We start from the raw sequence: 16,387 nt of genomic DNA, 5'->3' as shown, positions 1-16,387 counted from the left end.
CGCGGCGTTTGCGCCGCCGTCGCGTCAGTAGAGTTTTTCCAGCAGCTCAGCCTCGTCTTCCATACCGTAGCAATGTTCCTGCGCCGGGTAGCTTCCCTGCTTCACTTCCCGCGCGTACGCCGTGAAGGCCGCGCGCGCGGCCTCGCCCACCGCGCCGAAACGCTTGACGAATTTGGGGGTTCCGCCGTCGCTGAGGCCCAGCATGTCCTGCCAGACCAACACCTGGCCGTCGCAGTCCGGCCCCGCGCCGATGCCGATGACCGGAACCTCCAGCTCCCGCGTGATGCGGGCGGCCAAAGCGGCGGGCACGCATTCCAGCACCAGGGAAAAGGCCCCGGCGTCCTGCACGGCGCGGGCGTCGTCCAACAGTTTCTGGGCCGCGGCCAGACTTTTGCCCTGCACCTTGTAGCCGCCCAGCGCGTTGACCGATTGCGGCGTGAGGCCCAGATGGCCCATAACCGGAATCGAGGCCCGCACAAGGGCGCGCACCTCGTCGCAAAAATCCGCGCCGCCCTCCAGCTTGACGGCCTGGGCCCGGCCTTCCTTGACCAGCCGCCCGGCGTTGCGCACGGTGTCGGCCACGCTCACCTGGCAACTCATGAAAGGCATGTCGCAAACCACCAGGGCCGACTGCGCGCCGCGCGCCACAGCCGCGCAATGTCGGATCATATCCTCCAGGGTCACGGGCAGGGTGTCCGGATAGCCCAGCATGACCATACCCAGCGAATCCCCCACCAGCAGCGAATTGATGCCGGTCTGGTCCATGAGCCGGGCAATACTGTAATCATAGGCCGTGAGCATGGTCAGCTTTTCCTTGCCCTTGGCCTGCCTGAACGTGGCGACGGTGTTTTTCATGCGTGTTCTCCCTGTATCGCGCTCCGGCTTTGCAGAGTCAGAGCCATAAGCAGATGCGTCAGTTTGGCGGCGGTAAAATCCGCGTGGTGCAGGCCGGGAATGGGGGCCAGTTCGACCACGTCCAGACCCACGACCTCCCGCCCCCGGGTGCAGCGTTCCAGAATGAACTGGGCCTCGCGCCAGGAAATGCCGCCCGGCGAAGGCGTGCCCGTGGCGGGCATCAGGGACGAATCCAGGCCGTCCACATCAAAGCTGATATAGACGCGGCGCGGAAAATCCTCGGGCAGGGGTTGTTCCGGCAGACCTACGCGGCCCAGAAAATAGGCGTCGTAATGGGTGACGTTGTAGCGCTTGCGGACCTCGGCCTCCTCCCGGCTCATGTCGCGCACCGCGAACTGCACCAGAGGCAGGCCCAGATCAGCCACGGCCCGGTGCATGACGCAGGCGTGGGAAAAGGGGTCGCCCTCGTATTCGGGCCGCAGGTCCGCATGCGCGTCGAACTGGATAATGCCGAAAGGCTCGTTCGTTTCCCTGGCCCGCCAGGCCAGCGCCCGCAACGCGCCCAGGCTCACGCTGTGCTCGCCGCCCAGCAGCACGGGCACGGCCTTGCAGTCCAGGGCACGGCGCGTGGCCGCCTCAATGCGGGCCAGCACCGCTTCCACCGGTCCGGAGCAGTCCACGGGAGGGGCGGTATAAAAACCTGACTCTCCCGGCGCAAGCCCGCTTTCCCAGGCTTCCAGCTGCTGGGAGGCGGCCAGCAGGGCCGCCGGCCCCCGGGCCGCGCCGCCGCCGTAGGAAACGCTACGCTCCAGAGGCGCGGGGATAATGTGAAAGGCCGCGTCCCCGGCCGACGCCGGGGCATATTCCGAAGCCAGAAAATGCTGCTGATCCATACTGTTTCCGTCCATAAAGAAAGAAGTCCGGCATAAAAAAACGGCCCGCTTGGGGAGGCAGGCCGTTTTATTTGGAGGAGGCTGTCAGCAAAAGAAAGGAAGGTACTTTTTATATTGCAACAGGCATGCCAAATTAGATTTTTTCAAAATTTTATCTAACAAATTGAAATACAACATAAAAAATTCTCAGTTCCCCTGCCGGTGTGTTTAAAATTTTATACTCGGCCATCTCCAATCCAGCCGCGCAGGCTTTGGGACGTACAAAAAATTATCTCCGCCGGAATCACGCGGGAATCCGGCGACGCTAATGCACCGTATCTCCGCCGCGCGCGGCCGCGCTCTGACCGGCCATCGCCAGCCTGTCCGCCAGCTCTCTGCCGCCGGACGTTTCCCGCCACTGGGCGAAAAGCTTGCGCCAGGCCCCGAACTCCAGAAAACCCTGGTCCAGCTGGTCTTCGTGCATCTGCACCCAGACGTTGAACAATTGCATCTGAATCTGGAACGTGGCGCTTTCAAAAATGGTGGCGGCCATGTCCTTGGGCATGCTCTTGCCGTCCAGGTGGTCCAGCACAAACGTGCACACCGCCCGGCGTGAAGTTTCGAAATCCACCTCCCGACCGTTCATGTCTTCGGCCAGGGGCAGCAGATGGGGGTAAAGTTCCTTGATCCGCTCCATGCCCTTGTCGGGCACGGCCAGAAAAAGCGGCGTCTCGCCGTCCGGCCCGGCGGGCGCGTCCGGTTTTTCGCTGATGAAATAAAACCGCAGCCAGTTCTCGAACATCACGGCTTCAAGAACCTGCCACACGGCGTTTTGAAATTGTTCCTGCTGTTCAGGCATGACAGACCTCCGCTGAGCGTATTTCCCCAATGTAAACGCGGGAACGGGCCGCGTCAATGAGGGGCGGGCGCGGCTCTGGCCTGAGCGCGTCGCTTATGCTAGACTGCGTCCATGATTGATTACGCCCAGGCTCTGAACGAAGCCCAGTACGCGGCGGCAACCAGCGGCGACGGTCCTGTGCTGGTTGTGGCCGGCGCGGGCAGCGGCAAAACCCGCACTATCGTCTACCGTCTGGCCTGGCTGGCCGAGCGGGGCGTTTCGCCTTCGGCCATGCTGCTGCTGACCTTCACCCGCAAGGCCGCGCAGGAGATGCTCCAGCGCGCGGGCATGCTGCTGGGGCAGGGCCTTTCCGGGGTGCAGGGCGGCACCTTTCACGCTTTCGCCTACGGCGTGCTGCGCCGCTGGCACCCCCCCTGGCTGGGCGAACGACCCTTTACGGTCATGGACGCGGCGGACATCACGGCGGCGGTCAAGCACTGCAAGGACGAACTCAGGCTGGGCAAGGGCGACCGCTCCTTTCCCAAAACCCAGAGCATCGTGGGCCTGCTGAGCAAAGCCCGCAACAAGGAACTGCCCCTGGAGGAAGTGCTGCGGCACGAGGCCTTCCACCTCCTGCCCCACGCCGAAGGACTCACGGCTCTGGGCGAGGCCTACACGGCCTACCGGCACGAAAAAGGCCTGCTGGACTACGATGATCTGCTCTTTGAGCTGGAAACCCTGCTGCGCGAAAACCAGACCGCCGCCACGACGTTGCGCCAACGCTTCAGCCACATTCTGGTGGACGAGTATCAGGACACCAATCTGGTCCAGGCCCGTATCGTGCGCCTGCTGGCCGGGTCGCCCGACATGCGGGACGGGGAAGAAGACGGCGGGCAAAAGGCCGTCACGGGCAACGTCATGGCCGTGGGCGACGAGGCCCAGTCCATCTATGCCTTTCGCGGGGCCAATGTCCGCAACATTCTGGATTTTCCCACATTCTTTCCGGGCACGCGCATCATCCGTCTGGAAGAGAATTACCGCTCCACCAAGCCCGTGCTGAACGTGGCCAACAGCCTGTTGAGCCACGCGGCGGAATCCTTCCGCAAGACCCTGTTTACCCGCAAGGAAGGCGGCGATCCCGTACGTCTGGTCACGCCGCTCAGCGACATGAGCCAGGCCAAGCTGGTGGTGCGCCGCGTCGAGGAACTGCTGGACAGGCATTTGCCCCACGAGATCGCGGTGCTCTTCCGTGCGGGCTTCCATTCCTACAATCTGGAAATGGCCCTGAACCAGGCGGGCATTCCCTTCCGCAAATACGGCGGCCTGCGCTACACCGAGGCCGCGCACGTCAAGGACGTCATCGCCTACGCCCGTCTGGTGCTCAATCCGCTGGACCTGCCCGCCTTCGCGCGGGTGGCGGGCATGCACAGCGGCATCGGCCCCAAGACCGTGCAGAAGCTCTATGCCGCGGCCCTGGCCGGGGACGCCAAGAGCACGGAAAAGGCCTTCGCCCGTCATCCGGGCCTGCTGGAAGACATGCGCTTTGTGGACGACCTGCGCGCCCGGCCCACGAGCCCGGCGTCCCTGTTCGGGGCTGTGCTGGAATACTACCGGCCCAAACTGGAAAGCCAGTATCCCGAGGACTGGCCCCGCCGCCAGCAGGGTCTGGAGGAAATCATCCAGATGGCCGCCGGGTATACGGAACTGGATCTTTTTGTGGCGGATCTGGCCCTGGAATCGCCGGAAGAGGACGAAAACGACGGCGAGGGGCGCATCACCCTGTCCACCGTGCATTCGGCCAAGGGCCTGGAATGGAACGCCGTCCTGATCATTGATCTGGTGGAGGACCGCTTTCCCTCCCGCCACGCCCTGGCCCGGCCCGAGGATTTCGAGGAGGAGCGCCGCCTGATGTACGTGGCCTGCACCCGCGCCCGCCAGAATCTGGAACTCTACGCCCCGGCGGCCATTTACAGCCGGGCCGAGCGCGGCAGTCTGCACGTCAACCAGAGCCCCTTTGTGCGTGAGCTGGCCCCCGGCCTGACCGAGGAATGGGTAGAAGGCTTCGGCGGCGTGCTTTCCCGGCGCGGCGGCTTTTCCGGCAACGGCGCGACGCACGGGAGCCGCCTGCTGCCCCCGGCACGCACCGCGGTTCCGGCCCCCGTCCCGGCTGCCGCCCGCGCGGAGGGGGAAGGCGCGGCCTTTGACGACTGCCAGTTGTGGCCGGAAAGCGACGCCCCGGCACCCGACGCTCCGATCCCCCCCCGTTTCGCTGCGCAGCGCCCGGAGCCGACGCCCGCCGGAAAAAGCGGCGCGGACGCGGACCGGCTCTGCCACTGCCGGCACCGCATTTTCGGACGGGGCAAGATCATCAAGCATCTGCCGCCGGACAAGGTGCAGGTGAATTTTCCCGGCTTCGGCCTCAAAGTCATTCTGACCGAATATCTGCTTATGGAGAACTGACATGGTTCCGGCCCCGCCTTCCCCTTCGGCCTTCACCTTTTCCGAGGACGGCATTCTGGCCTGCCTCGCAGGCCACTTTCCCCAGACCCATCCCTCGCTGCTGCTGGGCCGGGGCGACGACTGCGCGGTGCTCAAGGCCGGGCGGCCCCTGTGCGTGAGCAGCGACCTTTTTCTGGAGGACATCCACTTCCGTCGCTCCTACTTCAGTCCCGAGGACATGGGGCACAAGGCCCTGGCCGTCAACGTCAGCGATCTGGCCGGATGCGGGGCCAGGCCGCTGGGCTTCACCCTCTGCCTGGGCCTGCCGGACTGGGTGGATATGGCCTGGCTGGACTGTTTCTTCGGCGGCATGGCCGCGCTCGCCGGGCAGCAGCGCATGGCCCTGGCGGGCGGCGATCTCTCCCGTTGCGAGCGCCTGCACATCAGTGTGACTGTCTGGGGCGAAACCGCCGAACCCGGCGGTTTTCTGGCGCGCGGGGGCAGCATGCCCGGCGACAGCCTGTTCGTGGTGGGCCGCCTGGGGCTGGCCAGGGTGGGCCTGCACGTACTGGAAGCCCAGGGCCGCGCGGCCCTGGCGGACTGGCCCGCCGCCTGCGCCGCCCACTTGCGGCCCGAGCCGCAGGTGGACGCAGGCCTGATGCTGGCGCGCGCCGGGTACAACGCCCGGCCCCCGGCGCTCATGGATCTTTCCGACGGGATCATCCGCGACCTGCCCCGCCTGCTGGGCCTCAGCGGCGAACTGCGCGCCGGGGCGGACGGTCAGCCCCCGCAGCAGAATCAGGGTCAAAACCCGGGCCAGAGTCAGGGACTGGGCGCGGCCATACTGCTGCCCCAGGGCCTGCTGCACCCCGAAGTGCTGCGCTACGCCCAAGAGCAGGGGAAAAATCCGGTCCATGAAGCCCTGCTGGGCGGCGAAGACTACGCCCTGCTGGGTTCCTGCGCGCCGGACATGCTGCCCTCCCTGCACGCGGCCATTCCGGGCTTTTGCAGCATCGGCACCATCACGGCCGGAGGCGGCATAACCTGCAACAACGAACCCCTGGACCGCCTGAGCGGCTTTGACCACTTTGAGGCGGGCGCGCGGGGAAAAAAGGCGGACTGAGGCATGCGCGCCCATCTGGCCGTGGTGACCTGGAACAGGCTCGCGCTGACCCGCATCTGCCTGGAGAGCCTGCTGGCGCGGACCCCGCCGGGCTATACGCTGACCATTGTGGACAACGGCAGCGAAGACGGCACCCGGGACTATCTGCAAAGCCTGGCGGCCGCGCAGCCGCACATCCGGCTCAAACTCCTTTCCCGCAATATGGGCCTTTGCGTCGCATCCAATCTGGCCTGGGACGACGCGGCGGACGCCGACTGTTGCGTCAAGCTGGACAACGACATCGAAATTCTGGACCCGTGCTGGCTGGAACGCTTTACCTCCCTGCTGGAGGATCATCCGCAGGTGGGTATGGCCTCCTACAGGTTCTGCGACTGGCACGAGCCGTCGCATCAGCCCCTGGCCCTGCGCGACGGCGGCGCGGCGGAACTGACCACCGTCTGCAGCGGCGGCTGCGTCTGCGTCTCCCGCGCGGCGCGCGAGCGCCTCGGCTTCTGGAATGAGGGCTACGGCCGTTACGGGCATGAAGACCAGGACTATTCCTGGCGGGCGGGCAAGGCGGGCTACGCGCTGGCCTCGCTCTCGCCGGACGGGGTGGCCCGCCATCTGGGCTACGTCGAGGGCATGGTGGACGCGGACATCGAGCGCAGTAAAAAAGTAAGCAACCAGGCCCGCCTTTCCGGCGAAACCGCCTATCACCTGCATGTGCTGCTGTTTGACGAAGGCCTGCTGCCGTTGCGGATGATTCGTAAATATCTGCCTGTGGAAAAAAACGGCCGCTTTTCTTTTATGCTGAACCCCGCCTACAGACCGGTGCAGAAACTGCTGACCCGGCTGGCCCAAACCGTGACTGTGGACGCCTCCGGGAGGCTGTCCCGTCTGGATCTGAGCGCCTGGCGGCATGGAGATAACCATGAATCCGAATCCTGAAGATACCATGGCCGTCCTGGAGGAAATGCGCCGCGTCTGCCGCGACGCATGGCGGCAGGGTCTGCTCTCCGGCTGCAACGGCAACGTCAGTTGCCGCCTGCCCGCGCCGCACGACGGCCGGCTCTGCGTGACCCGCTCGGGCGCGGCCAAGGGCCGCCTGACGCCGGAGGACTGCTGTCTGGTGGACGTGCGCAGCGGGGAGACGCTTTCCGGCGGTCCGGCCTCTTCGGAACTGGGCATGCATCTGGCGCTGTACCGCGCGCTGCCCCACTGCCGGGCCGTGTTGCACAGCCATCCCAGACATCTGCTGGCCTTAAGCCTGGTGCTGAGGAATCCGGGGGATTTTCTGCGCCTGCCCCTGTTCGAGGCCGGTGTCTGGCGTGCCCGTCTGGGCTTCGCGTCCGCGCTGCCGCCCGGCAGCGGGATACTGGCCCTGGCTGTGGCCGACGCGGCACTCAAGATCGGGGCGGAAAAACCTGGCGGCGCGGCAGTCTGGATGACCGGACACGGCCTTTGCTGCTGGGGGCCGACCCTGGCCGACGCTTTGTCCATCAGCGAAGAACTGGAGCATCTGGCCGCCGTGCAGTTGCTGGCGCGCTAAGCAAGCGTTCCCAGGGGCTGCGCCTAGGCCGACGGCCAGACCACGGCCTGGATTTCCGGCCCGTTGTTCCCGGCGGACAAGGATTTGGCCGGCGCGGAGGACGGGGAGGCGGTACCGGGCGGCAGAGGCTGCTTGAGCACGGCTTCCGTACGCTCAAAGAGATTGGACAGAATGGAATTGGACACCAGCATGCCGCTGCGGGTCAGGCGCAGATAGCCGTTACGAATGCGGATCAGGCCGTTTTCATGCAGGGCCTGGACCAGACGCTGGTGGTCGCGCAGAAAGTCGCGGCCCGTCAGTTTCCGGTAGGCTTTGAGCCGCAGGCCGCGCGAGGTGCGCAGACGCAGCATGATCAGTTCCAGCACGCGCACGGTGGGGGGCAGGCTCTCCACTTCCGCGCCCAGCGAACCCTCGCGGGTCCGGGCCTCCCAGGCCCGCTGGCTGGCCGGGTTGGTCCAGCGCCGCCCCGCGATGGTGGAGGTGGCCGACGGCCCCAGGCCCAGATAGTCCGCGCCCTCCCAATAGCCCAGATTGTGGCGGCACTGGAAGCCCATGCGCGCGAAATTGGAAATTTCGTAATGCATATAGCCGTTGGCCTCCAGAAAGGCCGCGCCCTCCATAAACATGATGTTCTGATCCCGCTCGGGCGGCAGCGCCAGCCGTCCCTCCTCGCAGTCGCGCTCCAGCGGCGTGCCCGGCTCCAGGGTCAGGCCGTAGGCTGAAATATGATCCGGGCTCATCCGCACGGCATCCTTGAGGGTTTGCAGCCACTGGCGCACGCTCAGACCGGGCAGGCCCCACATCAGATCCATATTGATGTTGGCGCAGCCCGCCTCGCGCGCCGCAAAGACCGCGTGCAGGCTGTCCTGAGCCTTGTGCGGACGTCCCAGCAGGCACAGCATGCTCTCGTCCAGGCTCTGGATGCCGATGGACAAACGGTTGACGCCCGCCGCCAGATACTGCTTCACGTTCTGCCCCCCCCGCAGGGATTCGGGATTGGCCTCCAGGGTTATTTCGGCCTTGGGGCTGAGCGTGAAGCAGCGGGCCAGACGCTCCAGCACAATGCCCACAATGCGCGGCGGCAGCAGGCTGGGCGTGCCCCCGCCAAAAAAGACGCTCTGCACCTCTGTCCCGCCCAGGCGGTCGCCCCAGTGGGCCAGCTCCAGCAGCAGTGTGTCCAGGTAGTCGCGCAGCAGGGGCGAAGCGGCGGGTTCCACGCCCCGGCCCAGAGCGACGGAATGGAAGGCGCAGTAGTTGCAGCGCGTGCGGCAGAAGGGAACGTGAATATAAACGAGCATGAATTTTCCGTTGGCAAAATAATGGCGATCGGCTGGAAAGTTGCAAGGACCATGCCCGGCGGATCGGGCGCGTTCCTCTCCCTGGCCGCGCTTGGCAAAAACAGCGGCCCGGCGTATATTCAAACGCTCAGCTTTCAGCCGCGCGCCGTCACGGCGCCCGCATTCACGAGGAGAACCCGTCTATGGATATACGCTTCCAGAACCTCGGCCCCGAACAGTGGAAAGCCGCGATCATGCTGGCCCCGGCCTGCGAGGGCGAAGACATCTTACGCGAGTGCCCGGAACTGGACAAGGCCGCTCCCTGGCTGGCCATAGCCCCGGCCATGCGCGACTTCAAGGGCAAGGACGGCGAACTGGCCCTGCTGCACGGTCATCCGGAACTTTCCGTGCCGCGCGTGCTGGCCGTGGGCCTGGGTCCGCGCGAAAAAGTGGACGCCGCCAAACTGCGCACTGCCGTGGCCGCCGCCGTGCAGCGCTGCCGCCGGTTGGGCCTGGACTCCATCCTGCTGCCCGAACCGGCCCTGGCCCGCCTGCCCGGCGGCCGGGAACGGCTGGTGGAGGAATGCGTCTACGCCGCGCAACTGGCCCTCTACCGCTTCACGGCCCTGAAAAAGCCGCAAGAAGACGAGCCCGCTGATCCGCAATGGCTGGCCCTGGGTTTTGACGGCCAGTCCGTGCCCGACGGCGCGCACGCGGCGGCCCGCCGGGGCGAACGCGCGGCAAAGGCCGTGAGCCTGGCGCGGGATCTGGCCAACACGCCGGGCAATCTGCTCTATCCCGAAAGTCTGGCCCAACGCGCCGCCGATCTGGCCAAAGAGCTGGGCTTCGCCTGCACGGTGCTGGACGAGGAAGCGCTGGCCGCCGAAGGCATGGGCGCGCTGCTGGCCGTGGGCCAAGGGTCGGCCCGCCCCCCCCGCCTGGTGGCGCTGGAACACGCTCCCAAGGGGCATGAGCAGGACAAGCCGCTGATCCTGGTGGGCAAGGGCATCACCTTTGACTCCGGCGGCATCAGCCTCAAGCCCGCCGCCAACATGCAGCAGATGAAATGCGACATGACCGGCGCGGCGGCGGTGCTGGCCGCCATCGCGGCCCTGGCCGAGGAGGACGCGCCCCGCCGGGTCATCGGCCTGCTGGCCTGCGCCGAGAACATGCCCGACGGCAAGGCCACCCGCCCCGGCGACGTGGTGCGCGCGGCCAGCGGCGATACGGTGGAAATCACCAATACCGACGCCGAGGGCCGTCTGGTTCTTTGCGACGCCCTGGCCTACGCCCAGAAACAGTGGACCCCGGCCGCCATGGTGGACATAGCCACCCTCACCGGCGCGTGCGCCGTGGCCCTGGGCACGGAGCTGGCCGGCCTGTTCTGCGATGACGCGGATCTGGCCGAACTCCTCAGCGCCGCGGGCGGCGTGGGCGGCGAAAATTACTGGCCGCTGCCGCTCTGGCAGCCCTACGCCGAGCAGCTCAAAAGCGAGGTGGCGGATATCTGCCACACCGGCCCGCGCGAAGGCGGGGCCATCAACGCCGCGCTCTTCCTCAAGCATTTCGTGCGCGACGGCGTGCGCTGGGCGCATCTGGACATCGCGGGCGTGGACTGGAACGCCAAAAAAACGCCGCTCTGCCCGGTGGGCGCGTCGGGCTTCGGCGCGCGCACCCTGCTGGAACTGGCCCGTGGAGGCGTGCAATGAAAGTCTATCTTCTGGGCGCGGGTCCCGGCGATCCCGGCCTGCTGACCCTCAAGGCCAGGGACGTTCTGGCCGCGGCGGACGTGGTGGTCTATGACGCTCTGGCCAACGACAGTCTGCTGGGCCATGCCCGGCCCGACGCCGAGCTGATCTATGTGGGCAAGGTGGCGGGCAACCACGCCCTGCCCCAGCACGAGATCAACGCCCTGCTGGTGCGCAAAGCCAAAGAAGGCAAGGTGGTGGCCCGGCTCAAGGGCGGCGACCCCTATATCTTCGGGCGCGGCGGCGAAGAAGCCGAGGAACTGCTGGCCGCTGGCGTGCCCTTTGAGGAAGTGCCGGGCATCAGCAGTACCATCGCGGCTCCGGCCTACGCGGGCATTCCCCTGACCCACCGCGATTTCGCCTCCTCAGTGACCATCATCACCGGACACGAGAATCCGAACAAGCCCGGCTCGGTGCACAACTGGCAGGCTCTGGCCCAGAGTGCCTCCACCCTAGTCTTTGTCATGGGCATGAAAAACCTGCCGGACATCGCCCGCAATCTGCTGGACGCGGGCCTGGATCCGCAAACCCCGGCGGCCTTGGTTTACCGGGGCACCACACCGCGTCAGCGCAGTCTGGTCGCATCCCTGTGCGATCTGCCGCAGGCCGCCCTGGACGCGCATTTCACCAATCCCTCGGTGATCGTAGTGGGCAAGGTGGCGAGCCTGCACGACAAACTGAACTGGTTCGAGCACAAGCCCCTGCTGGGCAAAAGCATTGTGGTCACGCGCGCGCGGGAACAGGCCAGCGGCCTGGCCCGCAGCCTGGCGGAACTGGGAGCCGAGGTCATCCAATGCCCCACCATTGAAATCCGTCCCCTGCCCGATTATGCGGAGCTGGACGCGGCTCTGGCCCGGCTGGCTGATTACGGCTGGCTGATTTTCACTTCCGTGAACGGGGTGCGCCATTTCTGGCTGCGCCTGGAAGCAACGGGCAAAGACAGCCGGGCGCTGGGGGCCTGCAAGGTGGCGGCCATCGGCCCGGCCACGGCGGACGCCCTGCTGGCGCGCGGCATCCGGCCCGATTTCGTGCCCGAACGCTACGTGGCCGAAGGCGTGGTGGAAGGCCTGCTGGCGCGTGAAGATGGACGGCTGGCGGGCACGCGCATGCTGCTGCCGCGCGCGGCCAAAGCCCGCGACGTGCTGCCCGTGGAACTGGGCAGGGCCGGGGCCGTGGTGGACGTGATACCCGCCTATGAAACCGTACCGGCCGCCGGGCGCAAGGACGAGGTGCTGGCGCGCCTGGAAGAAGGCTCGCTTTCCTGCGTGACCTTCGGTTCCTCCTCCACGGTGGAGAACTTTCTGAGCCTGATCCCGGCGGAAAAACTCAGGGAGCACCCGGAAACCCGGCTGGCGGCCATCGGCCCGGTGACGGCCCGGACCCTGCGCGAACACGGGCTGGAGGCCCATATCCAGCCGGAGGAATACACCATCCCGGCCCTGGTCAAGGCCATGACGGAATACTTCACGCGGAACTGAGCCGCGCTTTGAGGAAACTATGCCCCTGAAAATCGCCATACTGGCCTCGGGCGGGGGAACCAACGCCCAGGCCATGATCGACAAGGCCGCCGCAGGCATTCTGGATGTGGACATCCGCCTGATTCTCAGCAACAGGCCGGGCGCGGGCGTGCTGGAGCGCGCCCGCAAGGCCGGGCTGCCGCACCTGGGCCTGGACCACACCCGCTTTCCGGACCGGGAGGCCTATGACCGGCAACTCATCGCCGCCCTGCGCGAAAGCGGCGCGGAGCTCATCGTGCTGGCCGGTTACATGCGCCTGCTCACTTCCGCCTTTCTGGAAGCTTTTGCCGGACGGGTGATCAACATCCATCCGGCTCTGCTGCCCAGCTTTCCCGGCGTGCACGGCGGGGCCGACGCCCAGGCCTACGGGGTCAAGATTTCCGGCTGCACTGTGCATTTCGTGGAGGAAAAAGTGGACAGCGGTCCGGTGATCATCCAGGCCGCCGTGCCCGTGGAGGCCGGGGAGGATTTGGACTGCCTGATGAACCGCATCCACGGCCTGGAACACCGCATCTATCCGCAGGCGCTGCAATGGTTCGCCGAGGGCCGCATCAGCACCCAGGGCCGTCAGGTGCTTCTGGCGCCGGGAGCGCGGCGCGCGCTGAAGCCGGACGGGCACTGGCTGGTCTGGCCGCCGCTGGAAGAAGGATTTTAACGCGCTCACGGGCCGGCGGTTGCCGGCCCGTTGCATTTCAGGACATCGCATAGTACTTTGAATACAAGCAAACTTATTATCTGAATTATTTACAACGCCCCCGCCTATGCTACAAAAATACAACAGGCGAAAGAGCCGCCGTAGCGGCCGCACAAGCTTCCTATTTCCCACGGAAGCCGACGGAGGGCGTATGCCGGAAGAATGGAACAATTCCGAACAGCTCTACCAGAACGTGCTGGATGCCCTGCCCGAAGGCGTCCTGTACTGCGATACCGACTTCATCGTCCGCAAGGTCAACAAATGCTACGCCTCCCTGCTGGGCGGCGACGTCAAGACCATTCTGGGCAGGCCGCTGCCCGATCTGAATCCCCTGACCCGCGCCCCGTTGGTCATCAAGCATGGCCGTCCGGAAATGGGCGACCTGTGCACCCTGCCGCTCTTTGGCGACAATTACAAATTCGTGGTCAACCGGATTCCGGTGCGCGACGGCGACGGCGCGGTCACGGGCATGGTTTCGCACATCTTGTTCACCGACCCGGCGGAACTGCGTGAACTGACCCGCAAAATCGACTTTCTGGCCAAAAAGCTGAAGAGTTACAATCGCAGCCTCAAGCCGGAACGCAGCGCCCATTACGATATCGAAAGCATTATTGGCGAAAGCGCGCCCATGCGCGCGGTGAAAGGGCTCATCCGGAGCTACGCCGCGGGCTCACACCCTGTGCTGATTCTGGGCAAAACCGGCACGGGCAAGGAGCTGACAGCGCACGCCCTGCACGCGCTCAGCAGTCGCGCGGCCGGCCCGTTCATCAGCATCAACTGCGCGGCCATCCCCAAGGAGCTTTTCGAAGCCGAGCTTTTCGGCTACGCGCCGGGCGCGTTTTCCGACGCGCGCAAGGAAGGCAAGATCGGCCAGATGGAGCTGGCCAACGGCGGCACGCTCTTTCTGGACGAAATCGGGGACATTCCGCTGCATGCCCAGGTCAAGCTGCTGCGCGTGCTGGAAGAAAAACGCATCACCCGGCTGGGCGACGTGTCCGGCCGGGAGGTGGATTTCCGGCTGATCACGGCCACCAACCGCGATCTGCAGGACATGATCAGCCAGGAAAGCTTTCGTGAGGATTTGTACTACCGTATCAACACCCTGACCATCCGCCTGCCGCCCCTGCGCGCCCGCACCGAGGACATTCTGCCCCTGGCCCGACAGATTCTCTCCAAAATCGGCTGCGCCACGGCGGACTTCACGGATCAGGCCGTGCGTGCCCTGGAAGCCTACTCCTGGCCCGGCAACGTGCGCCAGTTGTTCAACTCCCTGGTGCACGCCACCCTGCACCAGAGCGGCGGCCGCATCGACGCGGGCGATCTGCCCGCTGAAGTCACGGGTAACGTCCGGATGCCCGAGCGCCACTCGCCGCCACAGCGCCACCATGACCTCGCCGCCTGGCTGAGCGCCCAGGAAGCGGGCTTTCTGACCGCCGCCCTGCAAGAAAATCAGGGCAACGTCACGGCCACGGCCCGGCAACTGGGCATCTCGCGCGTGACCCTCTACGCCAAACTGAAAAAATACGGCATCCCGCAGTTTGCCGCAGATACGGATGCGCCCAAACCGTAAAGATATCTTTACACACTCACTGTACAGATATTAAAGATTCTTTACACAAAACAAGGACAGACATGGATCGCTCCGCACAGTCCTTTTCAGCAATCCCCTAAAATGTAACAGCATCACCTCGACTTTCCATAAAGGCACAATCCTTGCTCTCCTCACGGCAGAGCGGGCGTTTCCCGCGCCGCCACGTCGCGATCCCAGCAAAGGAGAACATCATGCAAGCTGCCAATGGAGGCGAAGCCGCCGCGCGCGCCCTGATCGAACTGGGCGTGGAATTTGTGTTCACCCTCACCGGCGGACATCTCAATCACATCCATCAGATTCTAGAAAAGAGTCCGGTCCGCCTGGTGGACACGCGCCACGAGCAGGCGGCCACCTTCATGGCCGACGCCTACGCCCGTATGACGGGCAAGCCGGGCGTAGCCATGCTCACCGCCGGACCGGGCTTCACCAACTGCATTTCTCCCCTGCAGCAGGCGGCCACCAACTGCACGCCCCTGCTGGTCATCGCGGGGGCCTCGGGCACGGACTACCGGGACAAGATGGACCTTCAGGACGCGCCCCAGGCGGCTATTGCCGCGCCCATCGTCAAGGCGGCCTATGTCTGCACACAGACCGAACGGGTGGCCGAATACGTGGAAACGGCCTTTCGCATGACCCTGGCCGGACGGCCCGGTCCGGTTTTTCTGGAACTGCCCTGCGACATACTGGGCAAGGTCATGCCCGACGGGGAGTGCGCCTGGCATAGGACTGTGCTGGAGTCCCGGCCTGTAGACCCACGCGGCGTAGAGGAAACCATCGCTCTTCTGCGTGAAGCCGAACGCCCCATTGTGGTGGCGGGCAGCGGTGCCGGTTACGCCAGGGCCGGGGAAGAACTGCGCGTCTTTGTGGAAAAATGCGGCATCCCGGTCTTTACCTGCAATATGGGGCGCGGCCTTGTCTCGGACCTGCACCCGCTCTGCTTCGGTCTGGCCGGGCCACACCGCCCGCTGACAGCCAAAAAGGCGTATGCGGAAACAGACTTGGCCCTGATTCTGGGCAATCGCATCAGCCTCAATCACTTTTTCGGAGCCGCCTACAACAAGGACGCCGCACTGATCCAGGTGGACGTGGCCGGAGAGGAACTGGGCCGCAACCGGGCCATTGACCTGCCTGTGGTCAGCGACGTGCGCGCCTTTCTGGAACTGGCCAACAGCCGTCTGGACGCTCTGGGTCTCTCCGGGGTGGGACCGAAAGGCCTGGGCCACCGCTATGCGCCATGGCTGGAGGAGTTGCGCGCGGAGCAGCAGCGTTGCGCCGAGGCCATGCTGCCCATGCAGACCAGCGACACCGTGCCCATCCATCCGCAACGGCTGATGCAAGAGGTGGACAACTTCATGGACCGCGACGACGACGTGGTGCTGGCCGACGGCGGCGACACCCTGACCTGGGTGCATATCGGGCGCACGATTCGCAAGCCCTACAGGCTTCTGGATCACGGACAGTATTGGTGTATCGGCGGCGGCATCGCGGACGCTATCGCCGCCCGTCTGGTCTATCCGGAAAGCCGGGTCATGCTGGTCACCGGCGACGGCTCCTTCGGTTTCAACTTCATGGAAGTGACCACGGCCCTGCGCAAGGGTTTGCCCCTGGTCATCGTGGTGGCCAACGACCAGAGTTGGGGCATGATCCGGCACAGCCAGCAACTGCGCCTGGGCTACACCCTGGATTCCGTGACCTGGCTGGGGCCCACGCCCTACGACAAGATGGTGGAGGCCGCCGGAGGCAAGGGCTTTTACGTGGAACGCCCGCAGGACATCCGCCCGGCCATTGAAGCGGCCTTTGCCGCCAATACCGTGTCCTGCGTCAATGTCATGGTGGACCCCACGGTCATCAGCCCGGCCAGCATCGCCCTGGGCCAACTCGGAGCCTACAAGATCGAATGAGGAT

Annotated in this window: 13 protein-coding genes; 9 read left to right on the top strand and 4 right to left on the bottom strand. The window is 65.5% G+C overall.

Annotated features, from left to right (window positions below; all coding sequences use genetic code 11):
* Window positions 1–24: 24 nt before the first annotated feature.
* The 3 genes from panB to FYJ44_RS02600 all read right to left on the bottom strand — a co-directional run bounded on the left by panB (window position 25) and on the right by FYJ44_RS02600 (window position 2,586).
* Window positions 25–855: a 3-methyl-2-oxobutanoate hydroxymethyltransferase gene (gene panB / locus FYJ44_RS02610; protein WP_154508887.1), complete on the bottom strand. Its 831-nt coding sequence runs from the start codon at window positions 853–855 to the stop codon at window positions 25–27.
* Window positions 852–1,748 (bottom strand): agmatinase, encoded by an 897-nt coding sequence (gene speB / locus FYJ44_RS02605; RefSeq protein WP_154508885.1) that lies wholly within the window; start codon window positions 1,746–1,748, stop codon window positions 852–854. The genes panB and speB overlap by 4 nt, the downstream gene beginning before the upstream one ends.
* A gap of 304 nt (window positions 1,749–2,052) precedes the next feature.
* Complete coding sequence (locus tag FYJ44_RS02600; protein ID WP_154508883.1) at window positions 2,053–2,586, bottom strand: hypothetical protein; 534 nt, start codon at window positions 2,584–2,586, stop codon at window positions 2,053–2,055.
* Between the two features lie 111 nt (window positions 2,587–2,697).
* On the opposite strand from FYJ44_RS02600, the gene FYJ44_RS02595 reads away from it, so the two are divergent.
* Genes FYJ44_RS02595 through FYJ44_RS02580 form a run of 4 tightly spaced genes read left to right on the top strand, consistent with a single transcriptional unit; the run spans window position 2,698 to window position 7,655 of the window.
* Window positions 2,698–5,025 carry an ATP-dependent helicase gene (locus FYJ44_RS02595; RefSeq protein ID WP_154508881.1) on the top strand — a complete coding sequence of 776 codons (2,328 nt, stop codon included), beginning with the start codon at window positions 2,698–2,700 and terminating at the stop codon, window positions 5,023–5,025.
* Window position 5,026: 1 nt separating this feature from the next.
* Window positions 5,027–6,127, top strand: a complete 1,101-nt coding sequence (gene thiL, locus FYJ44_RS02590; protein WP_154508879.1) for a thiamine-phosphate kinase — start codon at window positions 5,027–5,029, stop codon at window positions 6,125–6,127.
* 3 nt (window positions 6,128–6,130) lie between these two features.
* Complete coding sequence (locus tag FYJ44_RS02585; RefSeq protein ID WP_154508877.1) at window positions 6,131–7,054, top strand: glycosyltransferase; 924 nt, start codon at window positions 6,131–6,133, stop codon at window positions 7,052–7,054.
* Window positions 7,038–7,655 (top strand): class II aldolase/adducin family protein, encoded by a 618-nt coding sequence (locus FYJ44_RS02580; protein WP_154508875.1) that lies wholly within the window; start codon window positions 7,038–7,040, stop codon window positions 7,653–7,655. Before FYJ44_RS02585 ends, FYJ44_RS02580 begins: the two co-directional genes overlap by 17 nt.
* 23 nt (window positions 7,656–7,678) lie before the next feature.
* Here FYJ44_RS02580 and hemW read toward each other — a convergent pair whose 3' ends face one another.
* Entirely contained in the window at window positions 7,679–8,953 is a 1,275-nt protein-coding gene (hemW, locus tag FYJ44_RS02575) for a radical SAM family heme chaperone HemW (RefSeq protein ID WP_154508873.1), read from the bottom strand.
* A gap of 182 nt (window positions 8,954–9,135) precedes the next feature.
* On the opposite strand from hemW, the gene FYJ44_RS02570 reads away from it, so the two are divergent.
* The 5 genes from FYJ44_RS02570 to FYJ44_RS02550 all read left to right on the top strand — a co-directional run bounded on the left by FYJ44_RS02570 (window position 9,136) and on the right by FYJ44_RS02550 (window position 16,383).
* A complete protein-coding gene (locus FYJ44_RS02570) occupies window positions 9,136–10,641 on the top strand; it encodes a leucyl aminopeptidase (protein ID WP_154508871.1) in 1,506 nt (501 codons plus the stop codon).
* On the top strand, window positions 10,638–12,158 hold the full coding sequence (gene cobA, locus FYJ44_RS02565) for a uroporphyrinogen-III C-methyltransferase (RefSeq protein ID WP_154508869.1): 1,521 nt from the start codon (window positions 10,638–10,640) through the stop codon (window positions 12,156–12,158). Before FYJ44_RS02570 ends, cobA begins: the two co-directional genes overlap by 4 nt.
* Before the next feature lie 19 nt (window positions 12,159–12,177).
* Window positions 12,178–12,852 carry a phosphoribosylglycinamide formyltransferase gene (gene purN / locus FYJ44_RS02560; RefSeq protein ID WP_154508867.1) on the top strand — a complete coding sequence of 225 codons (675 nt, stop codon included), beginning with the start codon at window positions 12,178–12,180 and terminating at the stop codon, window positions 12,850–12,852.
* A 190-nt stretch (window positions 12,853–13,042) separates the two neighbouring features.
* Window positions 13,043–14,461 (top strand): sigma-54 interaction domain-containing protein, encoded by a 1,419-nt coding sequence (locus FYJ44_RS02555; protein ID WP_154508865.1) that lies wholly within the window; start codon window positions 13,043–13,045, stop codon window positions 14,459–14,461.
* Window positions 14,462–14,673: 212 nt separating this feature from the next.
* A complete protein-coding gene (locus FYJ44_RS02550; RefSeq protein WP_154508863.1) occupies window positions 14,674–16,383 on the top strand; it encodes a thiamine pyrophosphate-binding protein in 1,710 nt (569 codons plus the stop codon).
* Window positions 16,384–16,387 lie beyond the last annotated feature (4 nt).

It is taken from the genome of Desulfovibrio porci (assembly GCF_009696265.1).
Lineage (GTDB): Bacteria > Desulfobacterota > Desulfovibrionia > Desulfovibrionales > Desulfovibrionaceae > Desulfovibrio > Desulfovibrio porci.
Note: the sequence above shows the minus strand (reverse complement) of the source record. Positions and strands in the feature narration are given on the sequence as shown.